General features: G+C 61.3%; 18 protein-coding genes. 7 read left to right on the top strand and 11 right to left on the bottom strand.

The genetic code is table 11. The annotated features are described in order from the left end of the window. The first annotated feature begins 52 nt into the window (after nucleotides 1-52). Nucleotides 53-439, top strand: a complete 387-nt coding sequence (locus tag AC1PQG_RS24660; protein ID WP_481120362.1) for an HIT family protein — start codon at nucleotides 53-55, stop codon at nucleotides 437-439. 16 nt (nucleotides 440-455) lie between these two features. Next, nucleotides 456-2075: a hypothetical protein gene (locus tag AC1PQG_RS24655; protein ID WP_481120361.1), complete on the top strand. Its 1620-nt coding sequence runs from the start codon at nucleotides 456-458 to the stop codon at nucleotides 2073-2075. A gap of 12 nt (nucleotides 2076-2087) precedes the next feature. On the opposite strand, the gene phoR is transcribed toward AC1PQG_RS24655, so the two are convergent. After that, the gene (gene phoR, locus AC1PQG_RS24650) at nucleotides 2088-3431 is read right to left on the bottom strand and encodes a phosphate regulon sensor histidine kinase PhoR (RefSeq protein ID WP_481120360.1); all 1344 of its coding nucleotides are present in this window, start codon (nucleotides 3429-3431) and stop codon (nucleotides 2088-2090) included. Nucleotides 3432-3434: 3 nt separating this feature from the next. Beyond that, complete coding sequence (gene phoB / locus AC1PQG_RS24645; protein WP_481116578.1) at nucleotides 3435-4145, bottom strand: phosphate regulon transcriptional regulator PhoB; 711 nt, start codon at nucleotides 4143-4145, stop codon at nucleotides 3435-3437. 166 nt (nucleotides 4146-4311) lie between these two features. Here phoB and AC1PQG_RS24640 point away from each other — a divergent pair, with 166 nt between their 5' ends. From AC1PQG_RS24640 to AC1PQG_RS24630, 3 genes are all read left to right on the top strand, one after another. Beyond that, complete coding sequence (locus tag AC1PQG_RS24640) at nucleotides 4312-4737, top strand: gamma-butyrobetaine hydroxylase family protein (RefSeq protein WP_481120359.1); 426 nt, start codon at nucleotides 4312-4314, stop codon at nucleotides 4735-4737. 56 nt (nucleotides 4738-4793) lie between these two features. Next, entirely contained in the window at nucleotides 4794-5531 is a 738-nt protein-coding gene (ubiE, locus tag AC1PQG_RS24635) for a bifunctional demethylmenaquinone methyltransferase/2-methoxy-6-polyprenyl-1,4-benzoquinol methylase UbiE (RefSeq protein ID WP_481123058.1), read from the top strand. A gap of 99 nt (nucleotides 5532-5630) precedes the next feature. Beyond that, nucleotides 5631-6221 carry a ubiquinone biosynthesis accessory factor UbiJ gene (locus AC1PQG_RS24630; protein ID WP_481120358.1) on the top strand — a complete coding sequence of 197 codons (591 nt, stop codon included), beginning with the start codon at nucleotides 5631-5633 and terminating at the stop codon, nucleotides 6219-6221. 147 nt (nucleotides 6222-6368) lie between these two features. Here the strand turns inward: AC1PQG_RS24630 and AC1PQG_RS24625 are convergent, their stop codons facing one another. From AC1PQG_RS24625 to AC1PQG_RS24585, 9 genes are all read right to left on the bottom strand, one after another. Continuing rightward, the gene (locus AC1PQG_RS24625) at nucleotides 6369-6794 is read right to left on the bottom strand and encodes a F0F1 ATP synthase subunit epsilon (RefSeq protein WP_374486207.1); all 426 of its coding nucleotides are present in this window, start codon (nucleotides 6792-6794) and stop codon (nucleotides 6369-6371) included. Between the two features lie 61 nt (nucleotides 6795-6855). Next, a complete protein-coding gene (gene atpD / locus AC1PQG_RS24620; protein ID WP_079434625.1) occupies nucleotides 6856-8232 on the bottom strand; it encodes a F0F1 ATP synthase subunit beta in 1377 nt (458 codons plus the stop codon). 27 nt (nucleotides 8233-8259) lie between these two features. Continuing rightward, nucleotides 8260-9129, bottom strand: coding sequence for a F0F1 ATP synthase subunit gamma (atpG, locus tag AC1PQG_RS24615; protein ID WP_481120357.1), 870 nt, complete (start codon nucleotides 9127-9129; stop codon nucleotides 8260-8262). 21 nt (nucleotides 9130-9150) lie between these two features. Then, entirely contained in the window at nucleotides 9151-10689 is a 1539-nt protein-coding gene (gene atpA, locus AC1PQG_RS24610; protein WP_481120356.1) for a F0F1 ATP synthase subunit alpha, read from the bottom strand. A gap of 11 nt (nucleotides 10690-10700) precedes the next feature. Beyond that, complete coding sequence (locus AC1PQG_RS24605; RefSeq protein WP_481120355.1) at nucleotides 10701-11237, bottom strand: F0F1 ATP synthase subunit delta; 537 nt, start codon at nucleotides 11235-11237, stop codon at nucleotides 10701-10703. A gap of 3 nt (nucleotides 11238-11240) precedes the next feature. Further along, nucleotides 11241-11714, bottom strand: a complete 474-nt coding sequence (locus AC1PQG_RS24600) for a F0F1 ATP synthase subunit B (protein ID WP_481116570.1) — start codon at nucleotides 11712-11714, stop codon at nucleotides 11241-11243. 35 nt (nucleotides 11715-11749) lie between these two features. Continuing rightward, nucleotides 11750-11995, bottom strand: coding sequence for a F0F1 ATP synthase subunit C (gene atpE, locus AC1PQG_RS24595; protein ID WP_079434620.1), 246 nt, complete (start codon nucleotides 11993-11995; stop codon nucleotides 11750-11752). A 71-nt stretch (nucleotides 11996-12066) separates the two neighbouring features. Then, nucleotides 12067-12909 (bottom strand): F0F1 ATP synthase subunit A, encoded by an 843-nt coding sequence (gene atpB, locus AC1PQG_RS24590; protein ID WP_481116569.1) that lies wholly within the window; start codon nucleotides 12907-12909, stop codon nucleotides 12067-12069. A gap of 2 nt (nucleotides 12910-12911) precedes the next feature. Continuing rightward, a complete protein-coding gene (locus AC1PQG_RS24585) occupies nucleotides 12912-13442 on the bottom strand; it encodes an ATP synthase subunit I (protein WP_481120354.1) in 531 nt (176 codons plus the stop codon). Here AC1PQG_RS24585 and AC1PQG_RS24580 point away from each other — a divergent pair. After that, a complete protein-coding gene (locus tag AC1PQG_RS24580) occupies nucleotides 13441-13752 on the top strand; it encodes an ArsR/SmtB family transcription factor (RefSeq protein ID WP_481120353.1) in 312 nt (103 codons plus the stop codon). The genes AC1PQG_RS24585 and AC1PQG_RS24580 overlap by 2 nt on opposite strands. A gap of 15 nt (nucleotides 13753-13767) precedes the next feature. Beyond that, complete coding sequence (gene aas / locus AC1PQG_RS24575) at nucleotides 13768-15906, top strand: bifunctional acyl-ACP--phospholipid O-acyltransferase/long-chain-fatty-acid--ACP ligase (RefSeq protein ID WP_481120352.1); 2139 nt, start codon at nucleotides 13768-13770, stop codon at nucleotides 15904-15906. Nucleotides 15907-15910: the final 4 nt, after the last annotated feature.

The raw sequence follows: 15910 nt of genomic DNA, 5'->3' as shown, positions 1-15910 counted from the left end.
GCCGACAAGTTCACCGAAAGACTGCCCCTTGTGCTTCCCGGTTCCGGAAAACGTGCTCTGGCAGGACGCCAGCTGCCGGGTCATCCGGGTGAACGACCGGGACTACCCCGGCTACTGCCGACTGATCTGGAATGAACATGTCGCCGAGATGAGCGATCTGTCGCCTGCCGATCAGCGCCATTGCTTCAACATCCTGATGGCGGTCGAGGTGGCGCTGCGCGAGTGCTTCCAGCCGGCCAAGATCAATCTGGCAAGTTTCGGCAACGTGGTGCCCCACCTTCATTGGCACCTGATCCCGCGGGAACTCGACGACCGGCATTTCCCAGAACCGATCTGGGGCCAGGCGCAGCACAGCAGCTGCTGTACGGTACGCAGTGTGGATGATGCACGGCTGGCCCTGGCCATCCGCAACGCGATTGCCGAACAAGTTTCCGGCTGAAGCGGGGAACCCAGCCATGGCCGATAGCCAGCAGACGACCTATACCGACCTGCGCAGCGTCGAACAATATCGCAAGCTGCTCAGAAATCTCCACACGCTCAACGCCAGCGAGAGCCATGCCACCCTGGTGCGCATGCTCGAAGGCCTGCTGGCTAGTCCACTGGGACCGGAGGAACAACTCGAAGTCCTTGAGGCCTCGCGCCAGACAATCACTTTCGTGCAGCACGAAATGTCGTCCCGCTATGCCGCCCACCCGCTACCTCCTGACAGCGCCGAAGATGCCACGCTACGCCAGGTGGTCCGCCTGTGGAGCGCACTGAGCACCGCCTACGCCCGTCTGGCCGAAGGCCATGCCAGCAGTTCGGAAGAATTCCGGGCCCAATTGCCCCTGCTCGCCCAGCGCCGCATCCAGTATCTGGGGCAGATCATCATCGAACATTTCCGGGCCCACCGATCCGAACCACCAGGAGCGTGGAAGGCGGTCCATGACGCCTATCTCGAAGCAGACCGAGCGGGTGCAACGCACAGTCGGGTCATCGACCCCCTCAACAGCACTTGGAAAGCCCAGAGCCCGGACGAAGCCTATATCACGCTGTTGCTGATCGACCTGACCAATCCTTACGGACGAAATCAGCGCGAACTCAACTGGATCTGCCGCTGGGCCCAGCGCTTTGCACCATATTGCGTCCTCCAGACCACCTGGGAACAGGACGATGTCCGCGCCTACGGCCTGGATCCCAACGAGGATCACGGGCTGCGCCCGGTCGCCCTGATCGGCTCCCGGCCAGGCATGCGCCGTTTCGACGGCCATCGCCTCGCCGCGCAGATCAAGGCCATGCTGGCGGAATTCAAGCAGGGCACCAGCCCGGCATCCCTCGGCCTCGGCGACGATTGCTCCCAGCCGGCATGCGCCCGGTTGCTGGTTTCCCTCTACCGTCCGTGGGGCATGTCAGCCGCCGGGCGGCGCTTTCCCCGTCGCAACAAAAGAGGGGAAAACAAGATCTGCACCGATTGGGACGGCATCGGACTGCTCGTATCGGGACAGCACTTCGAGCCCCCCAATCACCGTCAGCTGATGGGTAGCCGCTACGACATCAATGTGATCACCTTCGGCGCACGGGCGGAAGAGAGCGTGACCCCGCCGCTGCTCGATGCCGAGACCGAAGCCATACGGCGCGGTTCGAACATCGATGCCTGGGAAACGGTCGATCACTCGGTATCGGGCTTCCGGCTGCAACGCAAACATCCCGTGCAGCGAATCGAGCATCACCAACTGGTCGGCATCAAGCCCAGCGACGGCACCCATTACCTGCTGGGCCAGGTCAGCTGGCTGATGTACGAGCCGGATAGCACGCTGTTGACCGGCATTCACCTGCTGGCGGGCCTGCCGAGCAGCTGCGCGGTGCGCGGCACCGGCATCAACGTGGGTCCCAGCGACCCCTATGCACAGGCCTTCCTGTTGCCGGAGATCGCCGCCATGCGGGCACCGGCAACGATCGTGCTACCGGGCAGCTGGTTCCAGGCTGAACGGGTACTGGAGGTGCACACCGGCTCGGCCAGGCTGATCCGCCTGACGAATCTGGTTGCCCGAGGCACCAATTTCGATCAGGCAACCTACGAATACGTGCAAAACTGAACTGTCCGGGCGTCACGCCACCATGCGCCGGACCGGGAAGCAGGCGGTGAAGCGACTGCCGCGGCCCGGCTCGCTGTCGATCAGCAGATCACCCTGATGACGGCTCAACACGTGCTTGACGATGGCCAAACCCAGCCCGGTACCGCCGGTTTCCCGTGAACGCCCCCGGTCCACCCGGTAGAAGCGCTCCGTGAGGCGGGGAATGTGCTCAGGCGCGATCCCGATGCCATCGTCTTCCACCATGTATTCGACGACCGCACCGCGCTGTCTCCAAGTTAGACGGATGTGGCCGCCAGCCGGCGTGTAGCGCACCGCATTGATGGCCAGATTCATCAGGGCGCTGTATAGCTCCTTACTATTGCCCAACAGACGGGCATGGGTCGAACAATCCAGGCTTATCGTGTGGCGGCCACCGGACACCACTTGCGCCTCCTGCTGGATTTCCTTGAGCAGGGTCGCCACGTCCACCGGCTCTTCGTGAAGGATGGGCGCACCGGTTTCCAGTGCCGACAGCGTCAGCAGATCCTGGATCAGGCGCTGCATGCGGCCGGCCTGCTCAGCCGCCAGACCGAGGTAATGACGGATATCGTCCTTTTCCAGGTCATCGAGGCCATCGACAACGGTCTCCAGGAAACCACTCACGACGGTCAGCGGTGTGCGCATTTCATGGGACACATTGGCCACAAAATCACGACGCATCGCCTCCAGACGCTCCCCCTGGGTGATGTCCTCCGACATCAGCAAGCGCATGTCGTCGCTGAAGGGCACCACGTGAACCATCAGGGTCCGTCCGATGGGCCGGCCAGCGGTGACGACCAGCGGCTCTTCGTAATGCCCTTCCTGCAAGTAACGCACGAAATCCGGCTGGCGGACGATATTGGTCACCGGCGCCCCTTGGTCACGTGCCCGATCCAGGCCGAAATGCTGCTCGCCCAGGCGATTCACCCATTCGATGGTGTTGCTCGTCGACAGAAACAACAGGCCGTTGGGCATCGCCTGGCTGGCCTCGCGGAAGCGTTCCAGCGCCGCGGACAGGCGCTCTTTCTGGCGGCTGGCAGTACGCGCCCACCGGTTCACATCGGCAAACACGTAATCCCACAGGCCGAAGGCGCGCGGCAACGGGACCGCCTCGTCCACCGGTGTGCGTAGCCAGCGGACCAGTTTGAAGAGATTGTTGATGTGGTACAGCCCGACCAGCAGCAGCGCTACCGAGAAGGTGGCGAGTGCCGGAACCAGGCCGAAGAAAACGCCGACCGCGATCGCGAGCAGCGCAATGACCGTCAGAACCGTGAAAACCGCGACCCGAACATAGCTGATCGGCCGAATTTCCGTGACTTCTTCCAGAGGCGCTCCCACGGATCAGCGCACCGCCGCCGGCGTCTCCTGCTGGGTCGAGAAGCGGTAGCCGCTGCCGCGCACCGTCTGCACCAAGCCATCGTGGCCGGTGGGTTCAAGCGCGCAACGCAGGCGGCGGATGTGCACATCGACAGTGCGCTCCTCGACGAAGACGTGGTCGCCCCACACCTGGTCGAGCAACTGGGCACGGGAATGGACGCGTTCCGGGTGGGTCATCAGGAAATGCAGCAGACGAAATTCAGTCGGGCCAAGGGTAATCGGGTTGCTGCCCGCTGCCAAGCGATGGGTGGCGGGATCGAGGCGCAGGCCGCCCAGTTCGACCGGATCCTCGGTGGTTTCCGGAGCCCGGCGGCGCAGCACCGCCTTGATGCGGGCCACCAGTTCGCGCGGCGAAAAGGGCTTGGTGATGTAGTCGTCGGCACCGGATTCGAGGCCAAGTACCTTGTCCTGCTCCTCGCCGCGGGCCGTCAGCATGATCAGTGGAATACCGCGGGTACGCTCCTCGCCGCGCAGCCGGCGGGCGAACTCGACGCCCGACATGCCGGGCAGCATCCAGTCGAGCAGGATCAGGTCGGGCAGTGCATCGCGCACGATGCGCTGGGCGGTTTCCGCATCCGACGCCCGCACCACATGGTGCCCGGCGCGCATCAGATTGGCGGCGATCAGTTCCTGGATGGCGGGCTCGTCTTCGACGAGCAGGATGGTGGCAGGCATGGATACCTCGGTGGAATCTCTGGACGCAGGCAGTGTATTTCAGCAACTTGAACTTTTCATGACATGTCACACCCGACGACAACCGTGCAATGACAGGCTTCAAGGGGAGCCGGCCTCACCTTCGAGTATCATTCGCACATTGCCCATAGAACCGACGGAGCCCCGCATGGCAGGCCTGCACAAGGACGACCCCATCCCCACCGAGATCAAGCTGCATCAGGTCTCCCGCCGGATGGAAATTGCCTTCGATGACGGCAAGCGTTTCGAATTCACCTACGAGTTCCTGCGCGTCTTTTCCCCTTCTGCCGAAGTGCGCGGCCATGGCGTCGGCCAGGAAGTCCTGCAACTGGGCAAGCGCGATGTGGACATCACTCGCATCGAACCCGTCGGCAATTACGCGATCCGCCCGGTCTTCTCCGACGGCCACGACAGCGGACTGTATTCCTGGGACTACCTCTACGACCTTGGCGAAAGGCGCGACGAACTGTGGGAATCCTACCTGCTCCGCCTCACCACCGAGGGCGGCAGCCGGGATCCCGCCGATCTGCCACCACCGGCCCCGAAAACCGGTGGCTGTGGCCATCACCACTGAATCCCGATCGCCGGCAGGCTGCCGGTGATCCCATGCATCGCTCCCATTTCCAGATCATGAACGACAAGACCACCCACTTCGGCTTCCAGAAAGTGGCCGAATCCGAAAAGGCCAGCAAGGTTCGCGGCGTTTTCTCCTCCGTCGCCAGTAGTTACGACGTGATGAACGACCTGATGTCCTTCGGCCTGCATCGCCTGTGGAAGACCTTCACCGTGCAGATCGCCGGTGTCCGCAAGGGCGACCGGGTGCTCGACGTGGCCGGCGGCACCGCCGACCTGTCCCTGGCCTTCGCCAAGAAGGTCGGGCCAACCGGCCAAGTTTGGCTCACCGACATCAACCACGCAATGCTGTCCCGCGGTCGCGACCGCGTCGTGGATAAGGGTTTCCTGCTGCCGGTCGCCCAGTGCGATGCGGAAAAACTGCCCTTCCCCGACGACTACTTCGACGTAGTGACGGTGGCCTTCGGCCTGCGCAACATGACCCACAAGGATCAGGCCATCGCCGAGATGCGCCGTGTGCTGAAGCCCGGCGGCCGTCTGCTCGTGCTGGAGTTCTCCAAGGTCTGGAAACCCCTTGCGCCTGCCTATGACTTCTATTCCTTCAAGCTCCTGCCGCTGATGGGCGAAAAGGTAGCCAAGGACGCCGACAGCTACCGCTATCTCGCCGAGAGCATCCGCATGCATCCGGACCAGGAGTCCCTCAAGACCCTGATGGAAGAAGCCGGTCTGGCCCACGTGGAGTATTTCAACATGACCGCTGGCGTCGTCGCGCTGCACCGGGGCTACAAGCTCTGAACCGATAATAATGTCTTCGGCGCAGGATCCCTGCCGCCGGAGCACCTGCCTTGCATGACGCGGGGGCCACGGGTCCCTGCAATCCCTGACGGAGTGGAGATGCTCGCCTCATCAGCCGTTGCCGGCCTCAACCACCTTCTTGCCGATGCGCCCTGGGCGCGGGAACGCCTCGCACCCTTTGCGGGCCGGGTCGCTGTGCTTCGCCTGAATCCGCTGGAACTATCCCTCGGAGTGGACGGTGACGGCTACTTCAACGAAGCCACCGCCATTGAGCCGGATGTCACGCTGGAGCTGCCGCTGGGCACGCTGCCGAAAGCCATCACCAGTGGCACGGACGCACTGATGGCAGACATCCGCATCAGCGGCAATGCCGACTTCGCCGACACCCTCGGTTTCGTCTTCCGGCAACTCCGCTGGGACGGCGAGGAGGCCCTGGCCAAACTGGTTGGCGACATCGCCGCCCACCGCGCGGTGACGACGGCGCAGAACATCATCGGTTGGCAACGCCAGGCGAGCCGCAACTTTGTCGACAACCTGGTCGAATACTACAGCGAGGAGCGCCCGCTGCTGGTCAAGCGCCACATGCTTGAAGAACTGGCCAGCGCCAGTGCCGAACTACGCGATGATCTGGCACGACTCGAAAAACGTCTGGGCAGACTCGAAACCACTCGTCCTCAAAGGGCACGCTGACACGGCACGCACCGGCCAGCGAACTTGGTGCGACAGATAGCAGCACGAACGTACAAGTCCGCCACCGCCGGTGGTAATACAGGAAGCAGAAAAGAGAAAGGGCAGCCCTTGCGGACTGCCCTTTCTCTTTGCAACCGATCGTCTCGATCAGTGACCGCGCTTCTTCAGCTTGCTGATTGCCGCGATCTGGGCCAGAGCCGACGCCAGTTCGGACTGGGCCTTGGCATACTCCAGGGCGGAACCCTGGTTCTGCAAGGCTTCTTCCGCCAGACGCTTGGCTTCCAGCGCCTTCGCTTCGTCCAGATCCTTGCCACGGATGGCGGTATCCGCCAGAACCGTCACGAGGTTGGGCTGGACTTCCAGCAGGCCACCGGCCACGAAAACCAGTTCCTCTTCAGGCTGGTTCTGGACCTTGACGCGCACGGCGCCCGGCTTGATCCGGGTCATCAGCGGCATGTGGCCGGGCAGAATGCCGAGCTCGCCGGCTTCGCCGGGCAAAGCCACGAATTCGGCCAGACCGGAGAAGATCTGCTCTTCCGCGCTGACGATATCGACGTGAATGGTCATTGCCATAGCTATTTCCTCCTCAAACCGGCGACCTCGCTAGAGAGCCGCCGGGCGATGGTCGCATTGATCAGAGGGTCTTCGCTTTTTCGAAGACTTCTTCGATCGGGCCGACCATGTAGAAGGCCTGCTCGGGCAGGTGGTCCACTTCACCGCTGAGAATCGTCTTGAAGCCCTTGATCGTTTCCTTCAGGGGAACGTACTTGCCGGGGGAACCGGTAAACACTTCCGCCACGAAGAACGGCTGGGACAGGAAACGCTGGATCTTACGAGCGCGGGACACCAGAAGCTTGTCTTCCGGAGCCAGTTCGTCCATACCCAGAATCGCGATGATGTCGCGCAGTTCCTTGTAACGCTGAAGGGTCTGCTGAACGCCGCGAGCGGTGTTGTAGTGCTCTTCGCCAACCACCAGCGGATCGAGCTGACGGGAGGTGGAGTCCAGCGGATCGACTGCCGGGTAGATACCCAGCGAGGCGATGTCACGGGACAGCACGACGGTCGAGTCGAGGTGGAGGAAGGTGGTCGCCGGGGACGGGTCGGTCAAGTCATCCGCAGGCACATAGACGGCCTGGATGGAGGTGATCGAGCCCACCTTGGTGGAGGTGATACGCTCCTGCAGACGGCCCATTTCTTCGGCCAGCGTCGGCTGGTAACCCACCGCGGAAGGCATACGACCCAGCAGCGCGGACACTTCGGTACCGGCCAGGGTGTAGCGGTAGATGTTATCCACGAAGAACAGGATGTCACGACCTTCGTCACGGAAACGCTCGGCCATGGTCAGGCCGGTCAGCGCCACACGCAGACGGTTGCCGGGGGGTTCGTTCATCTGACCGAACACCATCGCAACCTTGTCGAGAACGTTGGAGTCCTTCATTTCGTGGTAGAAATCGTTCCCTTCACGGGTACGCTCGCCCACGCCGGCGAACACCGACAGACCGCTGTGCTGCTTGGCGATGTTGTTGATGAGCTCCATCATGTTCACGGTCTTGCCCACACCGGCACCACCGAACAGACCCACCTTACCGCCCTTGGCGAACGGACAGATCAGATCGATAACCTTGATGCCGGTTTCGAGCAGATCGACGGAGGGAGAGAGCTCGTCGAACTTCGGAGCCTTCTGGTGAATGGTCCGGCGCTCGTCGCATTCGATCGGACCAGCTTCGTCGATCGGGCGACCCAGCACGTCCATGATACGGCCCAGGGTGCCGTGGCCCACCGGCACAGCGATACCCTTGCCGGTGTTCGAAACTTGCATGCCACGACGCAGGCCATCCGAAGACCCCAGCGCAATGGTACGCACAACGCCATCACCGAGCTGTTGCTGAACTTCGAGAACCAGTTCAGAACCTGCCAACTCGAGGGCGTCGTAAATCTTGGGCATCGCGTCGCGCGGGAACTGCACATCCACCACGGCGCCGATGCATTGAACGATCGTTCCTTGACTCATCGTCGTTTCCCCAAACTTGTTAAACCGTTACACCGCGGCTGCGCCGCCGACAATTTCGGACAGTTCCTTCGTGATCGCGGCCTGACGGGTCTTGTTGTAGACCAGTTGCAGTTCGCCGATCACGCTTCCTGCGTTGTCGGAAGCTGCCTTCATCGCCACCATCCGGGCACTCTGTTCGGACGCCATGTTCTCGGCGACAGCCTGGTACACCAGCGCTTCGACATAGCGCACCAGGAGTTCGTCGATCACCACCTGCGCATCCGGCTCGTAGAGGTAATCCCAGTTCCCTTCCGGGGTACCGAGACGCTCGCCGGTCAGCGGGAGAAGCTGCTCAAGCTGGGGTTCCTGCTTCATCGTGTTGATGAAGCGGGAGTAAACAATGTGCACTTCATCCAGCTCGCCATTCTGGAAGGCATCGATCATGACCTTGACGGGTCCGATCAGCTTTTCCAGATGGGGGGTATCCCCGAGCTGGGTGACGTGCGAGACCACCTTGGCACCAAGGCGCTGCATGAAACCCAGCCCCTTGTTGCCGATGGCGGTCACGCGGATGTCGTTGACACCCTTGCTTTCCCAATTTTTGAGCGCATTCAACCCGACACGCAGAGTGTTGGTGTTGAGGCCGCCGCACAGACCCTTGTCGGTCGTGACGACGATCAGCCCCACACGCTTGGCATTGTCCTTCTTGACGAGGAACGGATGCTTGTAGTCGGTGATGTTGGCTGCAGACAGATTCGCGGCGAGACGGCGGATCTTCTCGGCGTAGGGACGGGCTGCACGCATGCGGTCCTGAGCTTTACGCATCTTGGACGCCGCGACCATCTCCATGGCCTTGGTGATCTTTTTAGTGTTCTGGACACTCTTGATCTTGTTACGGATCTCTTTGCCGCTAGCCATATTGCTCTCCGTATGCCCGCGTTAAGCCCAGCTCTTCTTGAACTCTTCGATGACGGCGGCGAGTTGCTTGTTGCCTTCGGCGTCGAGGTCCTTGGTCGCTTCGATCTTGGCAACCAGATCGGCGGCCTTGGTCTTCACGTACTGGTGCATCGCGGCTTCGCAAGCGAGGGCACGCTTGACTTCGACATCGTCGAAAGCGCCCTTCTCGACTGCGAACAGAGTGATCGCCATTTCGGAAACCGACAGCGGCGCGTACTGCTGCTGCTTCATCAGTTCCGTAACGAGACGACCGCGCTCAAGCTGCTTGCGGGTGGCTTCGTCCAGATCGGAAGCGAACTGCGCGAACGCAGCCAGCTCACGGTACTGGGCCAGTGCCAGACGCACACCGCCGCCGAGCTTCTTGATGATCTTGGTCTGGGCAGCGCCACCCACGCGGGACACCGAAATACCCGCGTTGATGGCGGGACGGATACCAGCGTTGAAAAGGTCGGTTTCCAGGAAGATCTGGCCGTCGGTAATCGAAATCACGTTGGTCGGAACGAACGCGGAAACGTCACCGGCCTGGGTTTCGATCACGGGGAGAGCGGTCAGCGAACCGGTCTTGCCCTTGACTTCACCCTTCGTGTATTGCTCAACGTACTCTTCGGACACGCGGGCAGCGCGTTCGAGCAGACGGGAGTGCAGGTAGAACACGTCGCCAGGGTAAGCTTCACGGCCGGGAGGACGACGCAGCAGCAGGGAAACCTGACGGTAGGCCCAAGCTTGCTTGGTCAGATCGTCATAGACGATCAGGGCATCTTGACCGCGGTCGCGGAAGTATTCGCCCATGGTGCAGCCGGAGTACGGAGCGATGTACTGCATCGCAGCGGACTCGGAAGCGGTGGCGGCAACGACGATGGTGTATTCCAGGGCGCCGTTTTCTTCCAGCTTGCGGACCACGTTGGCGATGGTCGAAGCCTTCTGACCGACCGCAACGTAGATACAAATCATGTTTTCGCCCTTTTGGTTGATGATCGCATCAACCGCAACGGCAGTCTTACCGGTCTGACGGTCGCCGATGATCAGCTCGCGCTGGCCACGACCGACAGGAACCATGGAATCGACGGACTTCAGACCGGTTTGCACCGGCTGGGACACCGACTTACGCCAGATGACGCCCGGAGCGACCTTTTCGATCGGCTCGGTGACCTTGGCGTTGATCGGGCCCTTGCCATCGATCGGCTGGCCCAGGGAGTTGACCACACGGCCAACCAGCTCGGGACCAACGGGAACTTCCAGAATGCGACCAGTACACTTGACAGTGTCGCCTTCGGAAATGCCTTCGTACTCACCCAGCACCACAGCGCCGACGGAGTCGCGCTCGAGGTTCATGGCGAGGCCGAAAACGTTGCCGGGGAATTCCAGCATTTCGCCCTGCATGGCATCGGAGAGGCCGTGGATACGGCAGATACCGTCGGTCACTGAAACCACGGTACCCTCGGTGCGGGCATTCGCGGACAGCTGCAGGTTCTGAATCCGACTCTTGATCAGGTCACTGATTTCAGAGGGGTTGAGTTGCATTGCTTATGCTCCTAGTTCTTTAGCGCGGCGGCCATGTTCGCGAGCTTGCCGCGGACCGAGGCGTCGATGACTTCATCCCCAACGGCGATCTTCACCCCACCAATCAATTCGGGGTCGACGCTGACAGTCACATTGAGCTTGGCCTTGAAGCGGGCTTCAAGGTCGGCAACCAGTGCGTTCAGCGTGGCATCGTCCATCGGGAAGGCGGAGGTGATGTTCGCCTCCTTGACACCTTCGTGTTCGTTCTTGAGTTCAACGAACAGGTCACGGATCTCGGGAAGCACTTGCAGACGCTCGTTCTCGACCAAGACACGGACATAGTTCTGCTGATCAGCAGACAGTCCGGCACCGGCGATATCGAGGAAAAGCCCTGCCAGTTGTTCCGGCAGGAGCTTGGGATCGGCGATGCAATCCCGCATTTGCGTATCGCTGGCTACGGTAGCCAGACGATCAAGTGCTTCCGACCAAGGCCCCAGCGCGTTGCCCGCGGAAGCGAGCTGAAAGGCCGCTTCAGCATAGGGGCGTGCGATGGTGACGTTCTCGGCCATGGCTTATTGAAGTTCCTGTTTCAGGTTGGCCAGCAGATCGGCATGGGCCTGAGCGTTGATTTCCTTGCGGAGAATCTTCTCGGCGCCAGCGACGGCGAGTTGGGCGACCTGATCACGCAGGGCTTCCTTGGCGCGTTGAGCAGCGACACCGGCTTCGGCTTCGGCGGCTTCACGGGCCTGGGCAATGATACGGGCGGCTTCGGCGCGAGCTTCATCGAGGAAGGTGGCAGCCTGCTTTTCAGCAGAGGCACGCACGTCCGTGGCGGACTCGCGAGCCTTGCGCAGCTCTTCAACGACTTTCTTCTCGGCATGAGCGAGTTCGCTCTTCGCCTTGTCCGCAGCCGCCAGCCCGTCGGCGATCTTCTTCGCGCGCTCATCGAGTGCCTTCACAATGGGGGGCCACACGAACTTCATCGTGACCCACGCCAGAATGAAGAACACAACGAGCTGGGCTACCAGGGTTGCGTTCAAATTCACGGTAATCTTCCTTTAGTCAGGTTGAACCGCGAAACTTAGATCTTGAACGGGTTGGCGAACGCAAACATCATGGCGATACCGACGCCGATCAGGAACGCAGCGTCGATCAGACCGGCCAGCAGGAACATCTTGGTCTGCAGGGCGTTCATCAGTTCGGGCTGACGGGCGGATGCTTCGAGGTACTTGCTACCCATGATGCCGATACCGATACAGGCACCGATAGCACCCAGACCAATGATCAGACCAGCGGCCAGAGCAACAAAACCAAGAACGTGTTCCATGACGACTCCTTTAGTTGAGATGATTTAAATTGAAACTAAAACTGCAAATTGAAACTTGAAACCGGGACTGCTTAGTGGCTTTCGTGGGCCTGGCCGATATACACCAGGGTCAGCATCATGAAGATGAAAGCCTGCAGCGCGACGATCAGGATGTGGAAGACGGCCCAGATGGAACCGGCAACAATGTGACCGAGGAAACCGAAGACGGTGGCGGTGCCGCCCATCAGCGCGATCAGCATGAACACCAGCTCGCCAGCGTACATGTTGCCGAACAGCCGCATGCCGTGAGAAACGGTCTTGGCCAGGAATTCGATCATCTGCATCAGGAAATTGACCGGATACAGCAGGGGATGGGAGCCGAAGGGGGCAGTGAAGAGCTCATGCACCCAGCCGCCGAAGCCTTTGATCTTGATGTTGTAGTACAGACAGATCAGCAGCACGCCAACGGACATGCCGAGGGTACCGTTCAGGTCGGCGGTCGGCACGACACGCAGGAAGGCGTGCTCGTCACCGGAAATCAGCGCCCAGATCTTGGGCAGCAGATCGACCGGCAGGAAGTCCATGGAGTTCATCAGGAAGATCCAGAAGAACACGGTCAATGCGACAGGCGCTACGAACTTGCGGGATTCGGCGCTATGCACGATGCCCTTGGCCTGGTCGGCAACCATTTCGACGAGGATTTCGATGGCAGCCTGGAATCGGCCCGGCACGCCGGAAGTGGCGGCACCAGCGGCCTTGATCAGAATCAGCAGCGTGACGATGCCGAGACCGATGGAGAAAAACAGCGTATCGACGTTCCACACGCTCCAGTCGATGATCGCGCTCTGGGCGTGACCAGTCGAATTGAAGTGGGTCAAGTGGTGGACAATGTATTCACCCGCGGTAGGGGCGTGTGCTTCGTGGCCAGTGCTCATGGTCAGGTCTTCACCAAAAATGCAAATAAATTCGCCTTCAGCGCCACGACCAACCCGAGAAACAACGCCAACCAATGGACGTCTGGATACACGAGTCGAACGGTCGCCAACAATCCTACGGTTGACGCGATCTTCAAGAACTCGCCAACAAAAAACGCAAGCGGGTACGACGCTGCTGGACGCTTGGAAACCGCGTGCAGACGCAGGGCGAAAAACAAATTGGGAAGAACACAGGCTGCGCCTCCCAACGCCGCCGACAACGCACCGCGCACCCCTGAAAATGCTCCAGCGATCAATGCCGCCAGAATCGTCGCGCCTATCTGCAGGAATACCGCTTTAAACATTGGCTCTCTGCGTGGCACGTCGGGTGTTGCGCCGTCCGCCGTACGAAAAACATGTGGATGATAGGGGTTAACCGCAGCCAAGTCAATCGCCGCGGCACCGCAGCATGCACTCGGAGTGTCCGTGGAATATGTTTTTTCATGGATTCCCCCATTGACAAATTCCATAAACATATCGATTATTGTCGACATGAAAAATAATTACTCCCTCGCCATTCCTGAGGAATGGCGTGAGATATCCGCCGTATTCAGCGCACTTGGCGACGAACACCGTCAGCGCATCTTGCTGACCTTCGAGCCCGGCGAGCGCCTCAACGTCGGCCAGATTGCCGAAGTGTCCACTCTGGCGCGCTCGACGGTGTCCCACCACTTGAAGGTATTGCGGGAATCGCGGGTACTTATCGCTGAGCGGGAAGGCAAGGAAATCTACTTCCATGTGAACAAAGCCTATCTGCAGGACACCCTCGGCACCGTGCTGGACTACCTCTCCACCAACCTCTGAGCCGTTCCCACCACCATGCGATCGTTCATCAAGGCCATCCTTCGCAGTCTTGCCACATTGCTGTTCCGCGTCCGTCTCATCGGCACCCCGGCAGAGCGACATGAACGTCTGCTTATCATCGCCAACCATGAGTCCTTCCTCGACGGCCTGCTGTTGGGACTGTTCCTGCCCTTCGATCCGGTCTTCGTAGTCCACACCAGCATTGCGCAGAATCCGTTCTTCCGTATTGCGCTGTCACTGGTGGACTACCTCGCGGTCGATCCGACCAGCCCGATGGCAATGAAGAAGGTCATCCGGCTCATAGAGAGCGGGCGGCCGGTGGTGATCTTCCCGGAAGGGCGCATCACGACGACCGGCAGCCTGATGAAAACCTACGATGGCCCGGCCTTCGTAGCGGCCAAGACCGGGGCAACGATCCTGCCGGTCCGCATCGATGGCGCTTCCCGCACCTATTTCTCGCGCCTCGCATCCCATGTGCCGCGGCGGCTGTTTCCGCGGATCATGCTGAACATCCAGCCAACGACCCGCTTGCCGATGCCCGACGGCGCCACCGCCCGCGTGCGGCGGCGCAAGGCTGGCGAAGCCATGCGTCAGCTGATGCAGGAATTGATCTTCGCAACCCGCCCCGACCAGACGCTTTTCGAGACGCTCCTCGATGCGGCCGACATCCAGGGAAACAAGCACCGTCTGCTCGAAGACCTGAAGCAGATCGAATACAGCTACGGCGATCTGATCAAGATGGCCCTCGCCCTCGGCCGCCTGGTAGCGCGGGAAAGCCGGCAGAGCGAGGCAGTCGGCCTGCTGTTGCCCAACCTCACCGCCACCCTCGGCCTGGTCTTCGGCCTGACCGCCCACCGCCGTGTCGCTGCGATGCTCAATTACACGGCCGGCACGGAGGGCATGCAAACGGCCTGCACGGCAGCGCAGATCCGAACCATCGTAACCTCCCGTGCCTTCATTGAGCAGGCCAAGCTGGCCGACAAGCTCGCCGCACTCCGCGACGTTCGGGTGATCTACCTCGAAGACCTGCGCGAGAAGATCGGCCTTGGCGACAAGCTGTGGCTGGTGCTGTGGGCGCTGCGTTTCCCGCGCACGGCCCTGCCGGCCGGATCGCCGGAAGACCCCGCGGTGGTGCTCTTCACGTCCGGTTCGGAGGGCAAGCCGAAGGGCGTCGTTCTCTCCCACCGGGCACTGCTGGCCAACGTCGCGCAGATCCGCGCGGTCGTCGATCTGTCGATCGACGACAAGATCCTCAATGCACTGCCACTGTTCCACTCCTTTGGCCTCACCGCCGGCGCGCTGCTGCCGGTGTTGAGCGGTGCCAAGGTCTTCCTCTATCCGTCGCCGCTGCACTACCGGGTGATTCCGGAACTGGCCTACGACCGCAACTGCACCGTGCTGCTCGGCACCAGCACCTTCCTCGGCAATTACGCCAAGTTCGCCCACCCCTACGATTTCTATCGCCTGCGCTACGTCATCGCCGGTGCCGAAAAACTGGCAACCCCGGTGCGCGACCTGTGGTTCGAAAAGTTCGGCATCCGCATCTTCGAAGGCTACGGCGCCACCGAAACGGCCCCGGTGCTGGCGGTTAACACGCCGATGGCCTTCCGTAGCGGCACAGTCGGCCAATTCCTGCCCGGCGTTCAGCACAAGCTGGTGGCAGTACCGGGCATTCCGAGCGGCGGCATGTTGCACGTGAAATGCCCAAACCTGATGTCCGGCTATCTGCGCGTCGAAGCCCCCGGCGTACTGCAGGCGCCGGCATCGGCGGCCGGCGACGGCTGGTACGAGACGGGTGACGTGGTGGATATCGACACGGACGGCTTCGTGAAGATCGTCGGGCGTATCAAGCGCTTTGCCAAGGTTGCCGGCGAAATGGTGTCCCTGGAAGTCGTCGAGAAGCTGGCCAATACCAGTTCCCCCACGGCCCAGCATGCGGCCTCGACCCGCCCTGACGCAGCCCGGGGCGAAACCATCCTGCTGTACACGACAGACAGGAACCTGACCCGTGAACACCTGCAGACCGCCGCGCGGGATGGCGGCTGGCCGGAGATCGCCGTGCCGCGCCAGATCATCGTCGTCGAGACCCTACCGCTGCTGGGTACCGGAAAGATCGATTACGTCACGCTGAAACAATGGGCCGAACAGGCCTGATCGA

It is taken from the genome of Zoogloea sp. GDB6 (assembly GCF_056724105.1).
Note: the sequence above shows the minus strand (reverse complement) of the source record. Positions and strands in the feature narration are given on the sequence as shown.

Coding starts and splice junctions, on each gene's coding strand:
- AC1PQG_RS24655 (WP_481120361.1), top strand. CDS start 456: ATGGCCGATAGCCAGCAGACGACCTATACCGACCTGCGCAGCGTCGAA.
- AC1PQG_RS24640 (WP_481120359.1), top strand. CDS start 4,312: ATGGCAGGCCTGCACAAGGACGACCCCATCCCCACCGAGATCAAGCTG.
- AC1PQG_RS24605 (WP_481120355.1), bottom strand. CDS start 11,237: ATGGCCGAGAACGTCACCATCGCACGCCCCTATGCTGAAGCGGCCTTT.
- ubiE (WP_481123058.1), top strand. CDS start 4,794: ATGAACGACAAGACCACCCACTTCGGCTTCCAGAAAGTGGCCGAATCC.
- atpB (WP_481116569.1), bottom strand. CDS start 12,909: ATGAGCACTGGCCACGAAGCACACGCCCCTACCGCGGGTGAATACATT.
- atpA (WP_481120356.1), bottom strand. CDS start 10,689: ATGCAACTCAACCCCTCTGAAATCAGTGACCTGATCAAGAGTCGGATT.
- phoB (WP_481116578.1), bottom strand. CDS start 4,145: ATGCCTGCCACCATCCTGCTCGTCGAAGACGAGCCCGCCATCCAGGAA.
- AC1PQG_RS24585 (WP_481120354.1), bottom strand. CDS start 13,442: ATGTCGACAATAATCGATATGTTTATGGAATTTGTCAATGGGGGAATC.
- atpD (WP_079434625.1), bottom strand. CDS start 8,232: ATGAGTCAAGGAACGATCGTTCAATGCATCGGCGCCGTGGTGGATGTG.
- AC1PQG_RS24580 (WP_481120353.1), top strand. CDS start 13,441: ATGAAAAATAATTACTCCCTCGCCATTCCTGAGGAATGGCGTGAGATA.
- atpE (WP_079434620.1), bottom strand. CDS start 11,995: ATGGAACACGTTCTTGGTTTTGTTGCTCTGGCCGCTGGTCTGATCATT.
- aas (WP_481120352.1), top strand. CDS start 13,768: ATGCGATCGTTCATCAAGGCCATCCTTCGCAGTCTTGCCACATTGCTG.
- AC1PQG_RS24625 (WP_374486207.1), bottom strand. CDS start 6,794: ATGGCAATGACCATTCACGTCGATATCGTCAGCGCGGAAGAGCAGATC.
- atpG (WP_481120357.1), bottom strand. CDS start 9,129: ATGGCTAGCGGCAAAGAGATCCGTAACAAGATCAAGAGTGTCCAGAAC.
- AC1PQG_RS24630 (WP_481120358.1), top strand. CDS start 5,631: ATGCTCGCCTCATCAGCCGTTGCCGGCCTCAACCACCTTCTTGCCGAT.